The organism is Cellulophaga sp., assembly GCF_039943695.1.
Taxonomy (GTDB): domain Bacteria; phylum Bacteroidota; class Bacteroidia; order Flavobacteriales; family Flavobacteriaceae; genus Cellulophaga.
On record NZ_JBDVAA010000218.1, the window covers coordinates 1 to 16640 of the forward strand.

A 16640-nucleotide genomic window follows, 5' to 3' on the forward strand; every position below is an offset into this window, starting at 1 on the left:
ATTACATTATTGCAGGGGAAGCATCTGGAGATTTACACGGATCTAACCTTATAAAAGCTATAAAAAATGCAGATACTAGTGCCAATATAAGGTGCTGGGGTGGTGACCTCATGCAACAAGCTGGCGGTGAACTAGTAAAACACTATAAAAGTATGGCTTTTATGGGTTTTATAGAGGTTATAAGTAATATTAATAAAATATCTAAAAATTTAAAATTTTGTAAGACTGATATTGATGCTTTTAAACCAGATGCTATTATTTTTATAGATTACTCTGGCTTTAATTTACGTATTGCAAAATGGGCTAAAGAACAAAACTACCGAACTAATTACTATATTTCTCCACAAATTTGGGCTTCTAGAGAAGGTAGAATTTCTAAAATAAAACGAGATATAGATGCTATGCATGTTATTCTTCCGTTTGAAAAAGATTTTTACGAAAAAAAACACAATTACCCAGTACATTTTGTTGGCCACCCTTTATTAGACGCTATAAGCAAACAAAAACTACCTAATGAAGCTGAGTTTAGAGCTAACAATAATTTAGACCCTAAAAAGCAAATTATTGCTCTTTTACCTGGTAGTAGAAAGCAAGAAGTGCAAAAAATGCTAGACGTAATGCTTTCTGTAACCAAATCCTTTACAGATTACCAGTTTGTAATTGCTGGTGCTCCTAGCTTGGATTTAGAATTTTACAAACCTTTTCTAAAAAATCCACAAGTTGGTTTTGTAGCTAACCAAACTTACAATTTACTAACTTTATCTACAGCGGCACTAGTTACAAGCGGTACTGCAACCTTAGAAACTGCATTATTTAAAGTACCACAAGTTGTATGTTACAAGGCCCACTGGCTATCGTACTATATTGCCAAAAAAATTATTACTTTAAAATATATTTCATTAGTAAATTTAATAATGGATAAAGAGGTAATAAAGGAGTTAATTCAGGACGATTTAAATACAAAAAGTTTAACTATTGAGCTAAACAAAATTTTATCTAAAGACACCAGAACAAAGGTATTTGAAGAATATTATCAGCTCGAAAAAAAATTAGGAGGCGCAGGTGCAAGTAAAAAAGCGGCAGAATTAATTGTTACCAATACAAAACCTAAAGAATAAAAACCAATTAAATTTACTAAATTTGGTAAGCAAGTGTCCTAAATTTTTCTTGGAATGATCCGTAAAATAACTTTTTTCCTGCTAATTATTTCTTTGGCCAGTTGTGGCTCTAAAAAGAAAACTACCTACAATAAAGAGCGCAAAGTAAGTGTTGCGCCTTCTAAAACAATTATAGAAAAAGGAAACTCTCCTAGATCTAAAAGAAAAGCTGAAGAAATTGCTATTGAGCGCAAAGCAGACAAAATTATAAATTCTGCCTTAGCCTTTTCTGGCACACCTTATAAATTTGGAGGAACCACAAAAAGAGGAATGGACTGCTCTGGTCTACTCTACGTTGCTTTTTCTGAAAACGACATATCTTTACCCAGAGTGTCTTATGTTATGGCAGAAGAAGGAAAAGAAGTTAGGGTTAAAGATGTAGAAAAAGGAGATTTACTTTTTTTTAGGACATCAAAAAAAAGAAAAAGAATTAACCACGTTGGATTGGTTGTTGCTACAGATAACGACGAAATTAAATTTATACACGCAAGCACTTCTAGAGGTGTAATTGTATCATCTTTAAGAGAAGGATATTGGAATTATGCCTTTGTAAAAGCTACAAGAATACTTTAATTTATGAAGCCGTTTCAGTTTATTTCGGTAAAATTAACACTATGCTTAATTACCGGAATTCTGATACAAACCATACTAAAATTACCAATACTTACTTCCTTTTGCTTGTTAATATTCTTTTTAATAGGTCTCGGTTTTCTTTTTAAAACATCTAAAAAAAGAGCATTATCTTTTGGTATTTTTGCAATACTTTCAGTTATTTTTCTTGGTGTATTTACAGCTAGCTTAGCCACTCCAAAAAATAATAAATTACACTATAGTAATAAAGATTTTGCCAATACACATTTGTGGCATATTAAAATAAGTGAGGTTCTAAAATCTAATACATATAACCATAAATACATTGCTACTTTAATTAATCTAGATGACACAAAAACTAAAGGTGTTTTTTTAATTAATTTACCCAAAGACTCTACAAATACTACTTTTTTAGTTGATGACGAACTTGCTGTTTATTCTGAACTAAAAAATATAAATAAACCTCTAAACCCACACCAATTTAATTACGCAGCGTATTTAGAGGATTTAGGTGTCTACCATAAAATAGATATTAAAAAAAACTACAAACAGTTACTATCTACAAACAAAACAATTAAAGGTATAGCGGCATCTGTTAGAACTAAAATAACAAACAAACTAAACAATGCTGGTTTTGGTAGTGAAGAACTTAGCATTATAAAAGCACTTTTATTAGGAGAACGAAACACTATACAAGCAGAGACTTTAGATGCTTATAAAAATGCTGGCGCGATACATATTTTAGCACTATCTGGTTTACATATAGGTATTCTTTTATTAATATTACAATTTATATTCTCTCCTTTAGAGTACCTCCCAAAAGGTAAAACTATTAAGCTGGTTGTAATAGTTATTTTCTTGTGGAGCTTTGCTTTACTTGCTGGTTTATCTAGCTCTTTAGTTAGAGCCGTAACTATGTTTACATTTGTAGCTTATGCTATGTATTTAAATAGACCAACAAGCTCGTTTAATATAGTAGCATTATCACTTTTCTTTATCCTATTACTACAACCAAATCTTTTATTTTCTGTTGGTTTACAAATGAGTTATGCTGCTGTATTTTCTATAATTCTTTTTAATCCTATTTTTCAAAAACTGTTGCAACCCAAATATTATATTACAAACAAATTATGGCAATTGTTAACGGTTAGCCTTGCTGCACAGCTGGGTGTATTGCCTATTAGTTTATACTACTTTCATCAGTTTCCTGGACTATTTTTTATTACCAACTTAGCCATAATTCCGTTTTTAGGAATTATACTAAGCACAGGTATTCTAGTGCTTGTTTTAGCATTGTGTAATACACTACCACAATTTTTAGTTGCAATTTATAACAGTATTATTTTTGCAATGAATAGTGTTGTGAAATGGGTAGCATTACAAGAAAACTTTTTAATAAAAGCCATCTCTTTTAATAAAATTCAGATTGCAATAAGTTACCTGTTTTTAGTACTATTGCTTATGTTTTTTGAGAAAAGAAATTTTAAAAGAACCGTTTTTTTACTTGGTAGTATACTTCTTTTTCAGGCCTGTATTATATTTTATAATTACAACTCCACTACCAAAGATCAACTATATGTATTACACCAAAACAGAAATACAATTTTGGTTCATCAATCTGGACAAGAACTAAATGTACATTCTAATATCAATTTAAAAAACAATCAAACTTTAGCAAATATTAGCACTGCAGAGCGTATAGATTCTGTAGCAAAATTTATACTTAAAAACAATTATAGATACAAAAACAACCTACTAATTATTGTAGATAGTTTAGCCGTTTACCCAAAAAAAGAAAATAGTATTGTGTTACTTACACAGTCTGCCAAACTAAATTTAAATAGGTTAATTACAGAAATTAAGCCTAAGCAAATAATTGCAGACGGTAGTAATTACAAAAGTACAATAGCACTTTGGAGAGCTACTTGCTTAAAAAGAAACATTCCTTTTTATTATACTGGCGAAAAAGGATATTACACATTTTATTAGTTACAGATATTTACCTTTACACCTCTATTAAAAAAAATAGAGAATTATACACCAAACATTAATGATCTTTAATATTGAACAACCTTAAAATAAAAATAAAAAAATGACTCCATTTATTGCTGAAATTATAGGTACTGCTATTCTTATTTTACTTGGTGGCGGTGTTGTTGCCAACGTTGTTTTAAAAAACACAAATGGTCATAATAGTGGCTGGATTGTTATAACAACTGGTTGGGCACTTGCTGTTTATGTTGGTGTTGTTATAGCTGGGCCATATAGTGGTGCGCACTTAAACCCTGCAGTAAGTATTGGCTTGGCAATTGCAAGTAAATTTGCTTGGTCTAAAGTACCTATGTATATTCTTGCGCAATTTATTGGTGCTATGCTTGGCGCCACTGCTGTATGGTTAACATACAAAAATCACTTTGATGCCACAGAAGATGCTGATGCAAAGAAAGCCGTTTTTTGTACTGCACCCGCCATAAAAAACACATTTACCAATGTTTTTAGTGAGGTTATAGGCACTTTTGTATTATTACTAACTATCTTTTATTTTTCTGATGCTACAATAACTGAATCTAATACAACTATTGGTTTAGGCTCTGTAGGAGCAATTCCGGTTGCATTTTTAGTTTGGGCTATAGGCTTATCATTAGGTGGCACTACAGGCTATGCTATTAACCCTGCAAGAGATTTAGGACCTAGAATTGTACACGCATTATTACCTATAAAAAATAAAGCTAAAAGCGATTGGAGCTATGCTTGGATTCCCGTTGTAGGACCAATATTAGGAGCTTCTTTAGCTGCTTTTTTAATGCTTGCTTTAAGTTAATTTAATAAGATTATTAAAACTAAAAATCCCTTTTTACAGATTGTAAAAAAGGATTTTTTTATTGTATTTATAAAAATTAATGAACTTTACCCATTAGCTTTTTAATTAAAGGAGAAAGCACTAAAACAATAACAGCTGCCCCTAGTGCATATTTAGATATTAACAAGAAACCGTCTGTGTATATACCTAAGGTATCTAACCCTCCTACGTTTTTATCATCACTTTCAACAGCCAATTGCTTACTAATAAAACCAACAATTTGAAATGCAAATGCTGAAGCTAAAAACCAAATTCCCATCATAAAAGCTACAATACGCTTTGGAGAAAGGTCTGTAATTTTAGATAAACCTACTGGAGACATAAACAACTCCCCAACAGAAATTAGAAAGTACATAATTAACAAATAAGAAAAAGGAACCATCCCGTCTGCATCTGCACTACCACTACTTAAAGAAAGTATAAAGAAACTTATACCGGCAAAAGCAAGTCCTAAACCAAATTTGTATGGTGTTCTAGGATCCATTTTCTTTTTCCTCAAATAAGCAAAAAGCATTGATATTGGAATTGATAATATAATTATGAACATTGAATTTAATGCATTAGTTTGTGAAGCGTCGATAAAAGTAAGATTCACATTTCTTTCTGCAAACAACGTTATTACACTACCAGAAAGCTCATGAAAACCCCAGAAAAGTGTCATAAAAAACGTAATCAAAATAGCTACAATTAGCTTTTTACGTTCATCTACTGTAGCTTTTATTAAAACATTTATTAAAAAAACCGCAATACCTATAGCAATTAAATAAAATATAATATTAACAATGTTATCATCTTCTAAAAAAGTACCCTTTTCTCCTAAAGACTTATAAGAAGACAGTAAATAAGCAATAACAGGAGCAGATAAAACAGCCAAAATAGGAATCATTATACCTTGTTTAACACCTAAAATTGTCTTTTCCAAAACTCCTTTAACAGGCGGTAAACCTCTATCTCCAAAAACATTCTTTTTAATTCCACTATAAAAGAATATAAGTCCCAATAGCATACCAATACCTGCCAGTCCAAATCCATAATGCCAACCAAAAGTTTTACCTAAATAACCGCAAATTAAAGGTGCAACAAAACCTCCGATATTAATCCCCATATAAAAAATTACAAAACCAGAATCTTTTCTACTATCGCCGTCCTTGTATAACGAGCCAACAAATGTTGATATATTTGGTTTAAAAAAACCATTACCAACAACAATTAATGCAAGTGCTAAAAAGAAAGTAATATCATGTTCTATGGCTAAAACAAAATGTCCTACAGACATTAAAATACCTCCTAAAAAAATAGACTTTCGCATTCCCAATATCTTATCAGAGATTCTACCTCCAATTACCGTAGAAGCATAAACCAAAGAGCCGTAAGATGCGTATACTGCTGCTGCTGCAAAATCTCTAGATGCTAAAGCTGCAAAAACAACATCTACCATATATAGTGTTAGCAAAGCACGCATTCCATAGAAGCTAAAACGCTCCCATAACTCCGCAAAAAATAAATAAAACAATCCTTTTGGATGTCCAAAAAGCTCTTGTTCTTCAACTGATTTAACAGTGTTTTCCATAATTATAAAAAATTAATTTATTAGTGGGGTTGCAATAAACTAAAACCATTAGCAAAACTACATCCCATTGATACAGTATATAAATCTACACTATTACGATTTTATCAAAAATGAGATAAAAATTTCAAGTTTGCTAATAATGTTAATAAATAGTAAACTTTTTATCTTAAATATTGTAATTAGACAGGCAAAACTCACAGATATATGAGTCAAAAAAAGTTGCCACATTATGTTTATCTTTGGCACTTGTAAAAAACCAACTATGACTGCCCCTATACAAGGATTCTCTAAACTAAGCAAAGAAGAAAAAATAAACTGGATTGCAGATAATTACACCCTTAATACTGAACACACAAAAGAAGTATTAAAAGTGTATTGGAATTCTGATACTAAACTCCAAAAACTGCATGATGAGTTTATAGAAAATACCATATCTAATTATTATTTGCCTTTAGGTATTGCTCCTAACTTTTTAATTAACAATAAGCTTTATGCTGTACCAATGGCTATAGAAGAAAGTTCTGTAGTTGCCGCAGCTAGTAAATCTGCTAAGTTTTGGTTATCTAGAGGCGGATTTAAAACTACTATTCTAGGGACAGAAAAAGTAGGTCAGGTTCATTTTATTTTTAAGGGTGATGAAAAAAAGTTAGAGGCTTTTTTTAATACTATTAAATCTAAAATTTACACAGATGCCGATGAGCTTACCACTAGTATGAAAAAACGTGGTGGCGGAATTACAAATATAGAACTCCGTAATAAAACTGAAGATTTAGAGAACTATTACCAGCTACATTGCACTTTTGAAACATTAGATGCAATGGGCGCCAACTTTATAAACTCTTGTCTAGAACAGTTTGCTAAAACTTTAAAAACAGAAGCATTAGTTTATGCTGATTTTTCTGATGATGAAAAAAATATTGAAGTTGTAATGAGCATTTTATCTAACTACGTTCCAAATTGCGTTGTTAGAGCTGAGGTTAGCTGTACAATTGAAGAGCTAAGCGAAGGCAACATTGAAGAAGCACAACATTTAGCAGAAAAACTTGTACAAGCGGTTACTATAGCAAAAGTAGAAACCTACAGGGCCGTTACCCATAATAAAGGCATCATGAATGGTATTGATGCTGTTATTTTAGCTACAGGAAACGACTTTAGAGCTATTGAAGCTGGCATACACGCCTATGCTAGTAAAAACGGAAAGTATAGCAGTTTAACAGATGCTAGTATAGAAAATGGGGTTTTTAAATTTTGGATTGATGTACCATTAGCGTTAGGAACCGTAGGTGGATTAACAAATTTACATCCATTAGTAAAAGTTGCGCTAGACATTTTACAAAAACCGTCTGCAACAGAATTAATGCAAATTGTGGCAGCAACTGGTTTGGCTCAGAATTTTGCAGCGCTGCGTTCTTTAGTAACAACTGGTATACAAGAGGGCCATATGAAAATGCACTTGTTAAATATTTTAAATCAGCTTGGTGCTACAGACGAAGAAAAAAAGACACTTACCAACCATTTTAAAACAAATACGGTTACACATAGCGCGGTAGTTTCTGCTTACAACAATTTAAAAAATGACTAAGGAATTTTATAGTAACGGCAAATTATTACTTACAGGAGAATATGTTGTTTTAGATGGCGCTACAAGTTTAGCTGTACCTACAATATACGGTCAAAATTTAACGGTAACAAAAACAAGTAACGCTACTATTACTTGGAAAAGTATAGACGTTAATAACAATACTTGGTTTAGCACTAATTTTAGATGTAGCGATTTACATATACTAAATACCGAAGAAAAAGATAAAACTTGGATTGATACTGCCAAAACATTACAATCTATTTTAAAAGAAGCTCAACTGTTAAATTCTGGCTTTTTAAAAAACACTAAAGGCCTAGCAGTAGAAACTAAATTAGATTTCCCTAGAGACTGGGGACTTGGATCTTCATCTACCTTAATAAATAATATTGCAACTTGGGCTAAAGTAGATGCTTTTAAATTATTAGAAAACACAATGGGAGGCAGTGGTTATGATATTGCTTGTGCTCAAAACAATACTCCTATTTTCTATCAAAAAATAAATAGCATACCTACTGTTAAGATTATAGAGTTTAATCCTCTGTTTGTTGATCATTTATATTTTATTCACTTAAATAAAAAACAAAATAGCAGAGATGCCATTGCCGCATATAAAGAATGTACTTTTAACAAAGAAGAACTAATAAAAGACATTACAGAAATTACCAAAAAAATAGCTTCTGCAACACTTTTAACCACTTTTGAGACTCTTATTAACAAGCACGAAGAACTACTGTCTAACGCATTAAAAACAACAACCGTTAAAGAGTTAATGTTTGCAGATTATAACGGAGCCATAAAAAGTTTAGGTGCCTGGGGCGGCGACTTTATACTTGCCACAGGAAATAAAGAAACCCCCTCCTATTTTAAACAAAAGGGTTACAATACCATCTTTAAATATACAGATTTAATAAAATAAAAAAAGCCTCCAAATTGGAGGCTTTTTTTTATATGATTAATAAAACAATTTCTTTTAGTAGAACATTGCTCTGTTATCTTCAATCTCAGCAGATTTCTTTAATGCATTATAAACTGCAGAATTTACTCTCTGTGTAGCTGTTGTTTGTACCATATTAGCATATGTACTATAGTTTTCTAATTTAGGAGCTTCTTCCTTTTTAGTAACCGATACCATAAATACACCAGTTTCACCTTCTAATAAACCAGAAGTTTCTCCTTGGTTAAGACCAAAAGCATTACCTACTACAAACGGCTCTCTACCTGCACCAGGTATTGTTGGAGATTTCATAGTTAATGCAGATGCTGTAGAAGCAGATACATTATTAGCCTTAGCAATAGCATCCAAATCTTTACCTTTATTAGCTGCAATAATTTGAGCTGCTTTTTTCTCTTTTCTTAATTTTGGTAACACCATAAAAGATGCATCCTCTACAGACATTAAACCTTCTGCATATTTACCAGTTAATTGCACTACTGCATAACCATTATTTACAGAGAAACGTTTAATATCACCTACATTAGAATCATCATTAAAAGCCCATTGTACAATTGCTCTTTGAGCAGATAAGCCAGGAAGGTTTTCATCCATAGCCTTAATTTTATTTACTGGTCTTGCAACGTATTTTTTCTCTTTAGATAATTCTAAAAATGTTTTATCTGTGTCTTTGGCATCACTTTCAAATTGAGTAGCCTTAGTAAACAAAGAGTTTATTGTTGCCTCTGAAGCCTCAATAGCTCTTGCTAAAGTTGCAATACGAACTAAATCTTGCTTGTCATCTACCTTTACAATATGGTAACCAAATTCTGTTTCTACCATACCTATAGTACCTACATTGTTGCTAAACATAAACTCATCAAACTTAGGAGTCATTCTACCTTGTTGGCTATATCCTAAATCTCCACCTCTTGTTGCTGAAGGACCATCTGAATTATCACGAGCTAATACAGAAAATTCTACATCTCCTTTTTTAGCATCTTTTAATAACTCATCTGCTCTTTTCTTAGCTTCTTCTTTTGTTCTTTTAACTTCTGGATTTGCTCTTTCTGCACCTTCCCAAGCAACAAGTATATGACTAGCTTTTACATTACCGTCTTTTTTCTTGCTTATCATTTTAGATACTTTAAAGAAATTACCATCACGGTAAGGTCCGTAAATATCACCAACATTTAATGCCATTAAAGTATCAGCAAATTTTGGAGTAAGAACATTTTTAGTTTTGTAGATAGTGTCATATTTTAAATCTGAATTACGATCTAAAAATTCTTCTACATTTTTAGTATTTCTAAATCCTAAAATTGTGTCATTGTACTCTACCTTATCATTAAGTAAACTAAGTACTTTTTCTTTTACAGCTTTTTCATCCTCTAAAGATGGTTTTTCTTCAAAATAAACAAACTGAAAATCTCTAGCTTTTTCTTGTTTAAAATCTTCTTTATGATCGTTAATATATGAAGAGATTTCATCTTTACTAACTGCAACAGAACTATCTGCTATAGAAGTGTAAGGTACTCTTACGTATTTAATATCTATTTTATCGTTAGCCAATTTATAGTCTAACTCACCCTCTTTTAAAGTAGCTCCCAAACCTGCTTTAATTAAGTTAAAGTAAGTTTGCTCTTTAGCAGCTTGCATAATAGCCTGCTCTTGCTGAATCCACAATGCATACTGTCCAGGGTTTTCTGTTTTTAAAGTAGAAATAAATTCTTTAAAAATATACTCATCAAAAACACCATTTTCATTTTGGTATTGTGGGTTTTGAGCAAATCCTGGGTTAGAAGCTATAAAGTTTATGATTTGGTCTTGTTCTATAGAGATTCCTAAATCATCAAACTCATCACTTAAAACAGCATTTCTCACTTCTTGATCCCAAACACTGTTTACAACCTGCATAGAAGTTGCACCAGCTCCAAAACGGTTAGAAGCGGCTTCAACCTCTCTTCTAAATTTATCAATAGAAATATCTTTTCCGTTAATTTCTGCTACAGTAGTACCTGTTTTTGCACCAGACATACCATCTGCACTAAAAATACCAGAGATAACAAACGCAAATAAGGCTAAACCTATAATTAGGATTAATACAGTTGTTCTCTTTCTTATGTTCTCTAAAATCGCCATTTTATAAAATGTTTAAAATCAGTGGGCAAAAATACCATTTCTTTTTGGGTTTTAAAATTTAATTTTTATCAAATTTTTAACACTAAAAACCTACTCTTTTTCAAGTATATGTAGGGTTACCAAATCTATCTTAGTATTTGACACTTCTATTATTTTAAAATTGAAGTTTTCAATTTTAATTTCTGAATCTTTTTCTGGTATTTCTCCAGTTTCGTTTACTATTAAACCACCAAGCGTTTCATACTCATCACTCTCTGGTAATTCTAATTTATAATTTTCGTTTATATAGTCTACATCTAGTCTTGCAGAGAACTTATAAACATCGTCTTTTAGCTGCTCTTCTACCAAATCTGTGGTATCATGTTCATCTTCTATTTCACCAAACAATTCCTCTACAATATCTTCTACCGTCATTATACCTGCCGTGCCACCATACTCATCTAACACAACAGCTACACTTTTTCTTTTTTTTGTAAGCGAATCTAAAATATCACTAACCAACATAGTTTCTGGCACAAATTCTATAGGAAGCAGAATACTCTTTATTGTTTTTGGTTTTTTAAACAACTCAAAAGAATGTACATAACCAATAATATTGTCTATAGTTTCTTTGTACACCATTATCTTAGAAAAACCAGTTTCTGTAAATAATTTGGTTAAATTTTTTGGTGTATCATGTAACTCTACCGCAACAATTTCTGTACGCGGCACCATTACTTCTCTTGCTTTTACCGCTGCAAATTCTAACGCGTTCTGAAAAATTTGTATTTCAGAATCTACTTCATCCTCTAAATTTACAGTCTCTAACTGTTCTGTAATATAATCTCCCAATTCTACTTTGCTAAAAGCAAGTTGACTATGATCACCGTCTGTTTTAAAAAATGTTTTTAAAATAAAGTCTGATACACTGATTACAAAATTAGAGATCCAAGAAAATAATCCGTAAAAGAAATAAGCAGGTATTGCTAAAACCTTTAAAAAAGAGTTTGCATAAATTTGAAAAAACACTTTTGGCAAAAACTCAGCCGTAATTAAAATGATTAAAGTAGAAATTATGGTTTGAGATAATAATCCAAAATCTGTTAGTAACAAATCTAAAAAACCACTACTTGTAGGCAATAAGCCAGTAAACCAACTCATAAGCAAATCTCCCATATACATACCATATATAACAAGAGCTATATTATTACCAATTAACATAGTGGCAATAAACTTAGAAGGTTTGGCTGTTAATTTAGATAATACGGTAGACAAAAAACCTTCTTGTTTTTTCTCGATCTCTAAATGTATTCTGTTAGCAGATATAAATGCAATCTCCATTCCTGAGAAAAATGCAGAAAGCAATAATGATACAACAATAATAATGATTGATGTTACCAAGGTTATGAGTTATTATCTTGTTTTCTACTTTCAAACTTTTTACGATAATGTCTTCTAAAAAAGAACATACCAATAGAAATTACAGCAAAAAAAGCAAATAAATAAAAGTCTTGCCCTGCTCTCCAAAGTGTATACATTTTTACAGATGCTAGTATAGCTACTACCAAATATAAAACCTCTGTATACTTTAAAATTTTCATCATATTTCCTCGTCTTTTATTGTTTTTAAGCCTGTTGTTTTGTGTGCATTTACTTGTTTTAAATCTTTATCAGAATCAAACCCTTCACCATACATTACAGATTCATCTTCCGGGTTTATAAACTCAAATTTTTCCTGAGTAAAAATCCATTTATTAACCTGATCATAAAACAACTGTGGTGTTTTAAATTGCTTACCGTCATGCGTATGTATTACAACATTACCTCGTAAACTTATTAATTTTGTAGAAGAATAACTAATACCGTAATCTGCAGTTATTGTGCTTTTCTGGTTTTTATCATCAAAAAACTCCACTTGCAACCCCTTTGGAAAAACCTCTTTTGGAAATGTAAGATTATTAAAATCTTCCCTAACTGGAGCTGTTAACACTGCCATAACCCTAGTAGTTACTTCTTTTTCATTTTTTACAGGATCTTTAGTTTCTGTATATGTAAACACCAAATCATTGGCAATCCCTTGCGGGTAGACTAATTTAGTAGCCTCTACACCAACACGCTTGTAATTATCTTTACACGAAAAAAGCATTGCCATAAAACAAATTATGGCAATGCTCTTTAAAAATTTATATGTATTTATTGTGATCATCTTATAGGTTAGGCACCTTTACACTACCACCAACCCAACACTTAAAGCTAACTGTTTTGCCCTGCATGTTGTTAGAGAAAATATCTGTTTTTGTTGGTGCTCTCTGTACATATCTACTAGCAGCTGATTTTGCAGCAGAACCTAAAGAAGGATCTACTCTACCTGCTTTTCTAGCTAATTCTGCAGCTTTCCAATTTACAGCTAATTTCTCAAACTTAGTAGATCCACAAGAGTTTGCACTACTAGACACTAAGCTAGCCATAAGTAAATAAGCTTTACCATTTGATGGGTTTGCTTGTAATGACTTGTTAGCATATTTGTAAGATGTAGACTTACTAATTCTGCTATATCTAGCAGCAATTTTATATAAAATATCTGCTTTTTTATAAGAATCCGTTTCTAACTCACTAGCTTTTGTAAAATCTGCTAAAGCACCCTTGTTATCTCCTGACTTTAATTTTAAAGAAGCTGAGTATAAGTAAGCACTTGCAGATGGCTCCATTGCCAATTGCTTTTCAAATAATTTTTTAAACATTGGAGAATCTAAACAATCTTTAGAATACATTCTTCCTACCGCTCTTTTTACCCACTTAAGGTCATTTTGCTTAGCCTCAAAGTTTTTCTCGTATAATGGTATTAAGTTTTCACAGTTAGCTAAATCCCCTAATTTAGAGTCTATACTACCAGATACTTTACCGTAATTACCAGAGTTTGCACTGTAAACTCTTAAGTTATTAGCTTCTTTTTTAGTAATTGTACCAGCATCTTCTTTAGCCAATAATGTACTAATTTTAGCAGTTAAAGCTTTGTTATCTTCTTCAATCTTTTCTGTTACATCATCATATACATCAAAAACAGTTTGTAACTCCTCTTTACCAGCTTTATGCAAGTTTACAAGGCTAGAAAAATATAAGTATAATGCTTTTACACTTTTAAAGTTAGCTCTGTCTTCCGTAAAAGCCTTACCTAATTCAGCATAATCCTCTTCATCAGTAGACATTTTGTTATCATACTTTAATAACTGCTTGTCTATTATAACTTCTGCCTTAGATGTTTTTGTAGGATAGTATTTAATATAATTATCATACAACCCTAATAACATATTTATAAACTCAGTTTTTTCTGCTCCAGAGGCATTTTTTATTTTATGCTTTAAAATACGCTCTCCGTACTGAAAGTTTGCTTGATGATGATCTGGGCATGCATCATAAACCTTTTTCCAAGGCCCGTATGCAGCATCATAATTTTTAACTTTTGCATCCTGCGCATATAATTGAAAGTTATTTTTACATTCTGACTTATCAACTGTAGCAGCAGCTGTTTCCTGAGCATAGCTTACACCCATAACGCTTATAAAAGCAATCGCTATAAAGTAAAGTTTCTTTTTCATCTTAATTGGTTTTTATTATTAATGGTTATAAACTCTTTTTAATTTATTGTTCTCTTACCAAACCACTTGGCATTTAGAGATATTCCAAGGTTAACTTTAAAATAGTTTTCCTGAATTAGGTCTGCACTTGTTGTTCCTCTTTTTCCAATTTCAAATCCAATATTAATGTTAGAAAAAGGATCGTTTGGTGCGTTCATTGGTAAACCTAATCCAAAAGTTATGCCAAAGTCTTTTATGTCTTCATTATTAACAACCATACCAGAGTTAACAAACTTAGCTCCTGCCCTGTAAGTTACTCTCTTAAAGTAATTTGTAAAAGATGTGTAGTCTGGTGTATAAAAACCTCCAAATGCAATTCTAGATGCATCTTCATATTCTAAATTATCAACTGCAAAAAATGGGGCTGTATAATCTTCAAACTTCTGAGCTCCGTATTCTGCTCCAAAAAACCATTTTCTGTCTTGACCAAAACCCAAACCAACTGTAGTTGTTGTTGGTATTGTTACTCCTCTACTTGCTAAACCAACGTTGTCTAAATCTACATCTATAGCTTCTATCTCTTGTCCTGTACTAGAAGAAAAAGACCCTATAGTTTTTGTGTTATCTGATGATAAGTTATTTTGTGTTTCTACACCAAAATAAGTATTCATTCTAATTTTATCTGTAAGCATTGGAGTATAGTTTGCAGATATTTTAAAGTTAGCACCATTAACTTTAGATTCTCTAAAATCAAAAGTACCGTATTGTACATCTTCTACATCTTGCACTCTTCTGCTTTCTACAACACCAAAGTAATAGTTTGCTGTAATACCAACACTTAAATCTTCAATAATTTTACCCCCTACAGAAAAGAAAACAGAATTTACACCGCCTTCGCCAGAATATACATTTGTAATTTCTCCATTATCTGCGGTGCTAAATGTATTTTCAACCTCATAACCTGCAGAAGTAAATGGTTTTATACCAAAACCAAGTCCTAGTTTACCTAAAACAATTGGAAAACCAATAGCTAAATAATCTAAACTTGTTACAGAAGAGTTTTGAGAACCACCTGTACTTTTTAAACTTAATTCTTTTCTAGATAAAGATGCCGTGTAAGTTGTTCTTCCTAGTAAACCGTAAGCAGCTGGGTTATTTAGGTTCACGTGTATACTATCTGCATACATACTTATACCACCCATCATTTGATTTTCTACTGATCCTATAGATCTTAAATCACCTATTCCAAAGTAAGAATAAGGAGAAACTGTGCCGTTTTGAGCATAAATAGTACCTGCCATACAGCATACTATTGCAATAATTATTTTTCTTATCATTTAGTCTTTGTTGTATTCCAGCAAATAATTAAGTCCGTCTAGGAGAAAATTGGAATGCGCAAATATGGTATTTTTTAATCGTTTTGACAAAAAATGAGCGTCGCCGCCTGTTAAAATAACTGTTAAATCTGCAAATCTAACCTTATATTCTTTAATAACACCATCAATTTCTAAACAAATTCCGTGAATTACGCCACTTTTCATGCTAGATATTGTAGAATCACCAATTAACTGTATTTCACCTTCTTTATCTAATAATGGCAAATTAGCTGTTTGGTTATGCATTGCTTTAAACCGCATTGCTATTCCCGGAGAAATTGCACCACCGAGATACTCTCCTTTTTCATTCATAAAATCATATGTAACACAACTACCCGCATCTATAACCAATGTATTTTTTCCTGTATATTGATAAAATGCCGCTGTAGCCAATGCTATACGGTCTACACCTAACGTTTTTGGTGTACCGTACAAGTTTTTAAAAGGTATTTTGGTTGATGCGCTTAATGTGTGCACATTACAATACACCGCAAGTTTGATTATTTGTTCTTCTCCCAATGCTCCTACAGATGATACAATAGCATCTTTAATATCTGGAAATGCTAAAAATGTCTTTTGTACCTGGTCTAAAAAACTATTTAGTTTTATTGAATCAAAATAAACTTGTTCCTTTCCTTTATAAACCGCCAGTTTTACTGAGGTATTACCTGCATCTACAATTAAATTCATTTTACAAATATTATAAAATTTAAAAAAATAAAATCTTTTTTTATTTTTTGTTTGGATATACGAAAATAGCTCTTATATTTGCACCCGCTTAACGGCATGGTGCCTTAGCTCAGTTGGTAGAGCAATGGACTGAAAATCCATGTGTCCCTGGTTCGATTCCTGGAGGCACCACTTTAAAAACCCGATC

The 16640-nt window shown here is 31.7% G+C and carries 14 protein-coding genes and 1 tRNA gene; 7 read left to right on the forward strand and 8 right to left on the reverse strand.

The window, feature by feature from the left end:
• The 4 genes from lpxB to ABJD66_RS16335 all read left to right on the forward strand — a co-directional run.
• Positions 1-1118 (forward strand): lipid-A-disaccharide synthase (gene lpxB / locus ABJD66_RS16320; protein WP_348133605.1); only part of this gene is annotated, 1118 nt, incomplete at its 5' end.
• A gap of 54 nt (positions 1119-1172) precedes the next feature.
• The gene (locus tag ABJD66_RS16325; RefSeq protein WP_348133608.1) at positions 1173-1730 is read left to right on the forward strand and encodes a C40 family peptidase; all 558 of its coding nucleotides are present in this window, start codon (positions 1173-1175) and stop codon (positions 1728-1730) included.
• Positions 1731-1733: 3 nt separating this feature from the next.
• On the forward strand, positions 1734-3737 hold the full coding sequence (locus ABJD66_RS16330; protein ID WP_348133611.1) for a ComEC/Rec2 family competence protein: 2004 nt from the start codon (positions 1734-1736) through the stop codon (positions 3735-3737).
• Positions 3738-3840: 103 nt separating this feature from the next.
• Positions 3841-4569, forward strand: coding sequence for an MIP/aquaporin family protein (locus ABJD66_RS16335; protein WP_348133614.1), 729 nt, complete (start codon positions 3841-3843; stop codon positions 4567-4569).
• A 76-nt stretch (positions 4570-4645) separates the two neighbouring features.
• Here the strand turns inward: ABJD66_RS16335 and ABJD66_RS16340 are convergent, their stop codons facing one another.
• Positions 4646-6178 carry an oligopeptide:H+ symporter gene (locus ABJD66_RS16340; RefSeq protein ID WP_303543094.1) on the reverse strand — a complete coding sequence of 511 codons (1533 nt, stop codon included), beginning with the start codon at positions 6176-6178 and terminating at the stop codon, positions 4646-4648.
• A 262-nt stretch (positions 6179-6440) separates the two neighbouring features.
• Here ABJD66_RS16340 and ABJD66_RS16345 point away from each other — a divergent pair, with 262 nt between their 5' ends.
• Both ABJD66_RS16345 and ABJD66_RS16350 read left to right on the forward strand, forming a co-directional pair.
• Positions 6441-7760, forward strand: a complete 1320-nt coding sequence (locus ABJD66_RS16345) for a hydroxymethylglutaryl-CoA reductase, degradative (protein ID WP_348133618.1) — start codon at positions 6441-6443, stop codon at positions 7758-7760.
• Complete coding sequence (locus tag ABJD66_RS16350) at positions 7753-8676, forward strand: GYDIA family GHMP kinase (protein ID WP_348133620.1); 924 nt, start codon at positions 7753-7755, stop codon at positions 8674-8676. The genes ABJD66_RS16345 and ABJD66_RS16350 overlap by 8 nt, the downstream gene beginning before the upstream one ends.
• A gap of 54 nt (positions 8677-8730) precedes the next feature.
• On the opposite strand, the gene ABJD66_RS16355 is transcribed toward ABJD66_RS16350, so the two are convergent.
• The 7 genes from ABJD66_RS16355 to ABJD66_RS16385 form a co-directional block, all read right to left on the reverse strand.
• The gene (locus tag ABJD66_RS16355; protein ID WP_348133623.1) at positions 8731-10833 is read right to left on the reverse strand and encodes a SurA N-terminal domain-containing protein; all 2103 of its coding nucleotides are present in this window, start codon (positions 10831-10833) and stop codon (positions 8731-8733) included.
• Positions 10834-10923: 90 nt separating this feature from the next.
• The gene (locus ABJD66_RS16360; protein WP_348133626.1) at positions 10924-12213 is read right to left on the reverse strand and encodes a hemolysin family protein; all 1290 of its coding nucleotides are present in this window, start codon (positions 12211-12213) and stop codon (positions 10924-10926) included.
• A 2-nt stretch (positions 12214-12215) separates the two neighbouring features.
• Complete coding sequence (locus ABJD66_RS16365) at positions 12216-12416, reverse strand: hypothetical protein (RefSeq protein WP_100894897.1); 201 nt, start codon at positions 12414-12416, stop codon at positions 12216-12218.
• Entirely contained in the window at positions 12413-12964 is a 552-nt protein-coding gene (lptC, locus tag ABJD66_RS16370) for an LPS export ABC transporter periplasmic protein LptC (RefSeq protein WP_303543083.1), read from the reverse strand. The genes ABJD66_RS16365 and lptC overlap by 4 nt, the downstream gene beginning before the upstream one ends.
• A gap of 55 nt (positions 12965-13019) precedes the next feature.
• On the reverse strand, positions 13020-14408 hold the full coding sequence (locus tag ABJD66_RS16375) for a hypothetical protein (protein ID WP_303543081.1): 1389 nt from the start codon (positions 14406-14408) through the stop codon (positions 13020-13022).
• A 38-nt stretch (positions 14409-14446) separates the two neighbouring features.
• Positions 14447-15724 (reverse strand): hypothetical protein, encoded by a 1278-nt coding sequence (locus ABJD66_RS16380; protein ID WP_348133631.1) that lies wholly within the window; start codon positions 15722-15724, stop codon positions 14447-14449.
• Positions 15725-16453, reverse strand: a complete 729-nt coding sequence (locus ABJD66_RS16385; RefSeq protein ID WP_348133634.1) for a type III pantothenate kinase — start codon at positions 16451-16453, stop codon at positions 15725-15727.
• A gap of 98 nt (positions 16454-16551) precedes the next feature.
• Here ABJD66_RS16385 and ABJD66_RS16390 point away from each other — a divergent pair.
• Positions 16552-16624 (forward strand) — tRNA-Phe (locus ABJD66_RS16390).
• Positions 16625-16640: the final 16 nt, after the last annotated feature.

Bases quoted from the DNA above. Each gene is read 5' to 3' on its own strand.
- ABJD66_RS16325 (WP_348133608.1), top strand. From the start codon at position 1,173: ATGATCCGTAAAATAACTTTTTTCCTGCTAATTATTTCTTTGGCCAGT.
- ABJD66_RS16330 (WP_348133611.1), top strand. From the start codon at position 1,734: ATGAAGCCGTTTCAGTTTATTTCGGTAAAATTAACACTATGCTTAATT.
- ABJD66_RS16335 (WP_348133614.1), top strand. From the start codon at position 3,841: ATGACTCCATTTATTGCTGAAATTATAGGTACTGCTATTCTTATTTTA.
- ABJD66_RS16340 (WP_303543094.1), bottom strand. From the start codon at position 6,178: ATGGAAAACACTGTTAAATCAGTTGAAGAACAAGAGCTTTTTGGACAT.
- ABJD66_RS16345 (WP_348133618.1), top strand. From the start codon at position 6,441: ATGACTGCCCCTATACAAGGATTCTCTAAACTAAGCAAAGAAGAAAAA.
- ABJD66_RS16350 (WP_348133620.1), top strand. From the start codon at position 7,753: ATGACTAAGGAATTTTATAGTAACGGCAAATTATTACTTACAGGAGAA.
- ABJD66_RS16355 (WP_348133623.1), bottom strand. From the start codon at position 10,833: ATGGCGATTTTAGAGAACATAAGAAAGAGAACAACTGTATTAATCCTA.
- ABJD66_RS16365 (WP_100894897.1), bottom strand. From the start codon at position 12,416: ATGATGAAAATTTTAAAGTATACAGAGGTTTTATATTTGGTAGTAGCT.
- lptC (WP_303543083.1), bottom strand. From the start codon at position 12,964: ATGGCAATGCTTTTTTCGTGTAAAGATAATTACAAGCGTGTTGGTGTA.
- ABJD66_RS16375 (WP_303543081.1), bottom strand. From the start codon at position 14,408: ATGAAAAAGAAACTTTACTTTATAGCGATTGCTTTTATAAGCGTTATG.
- ABJD66_RS16380 (WP_348133631.1), bottom strand. From the start codon at position 15,724: ATGATAAGAAAAATAATTATTGCAATAGTATGCTGTATGGCAGGTACT.
- ABJD66_RS16385 (WP_348133634.1), bottom strand. From the start codon at position 16,453: ATGAATTTAATTGTAGATGCAGGTAATACCTCAGTAAAACTGGCGGTT.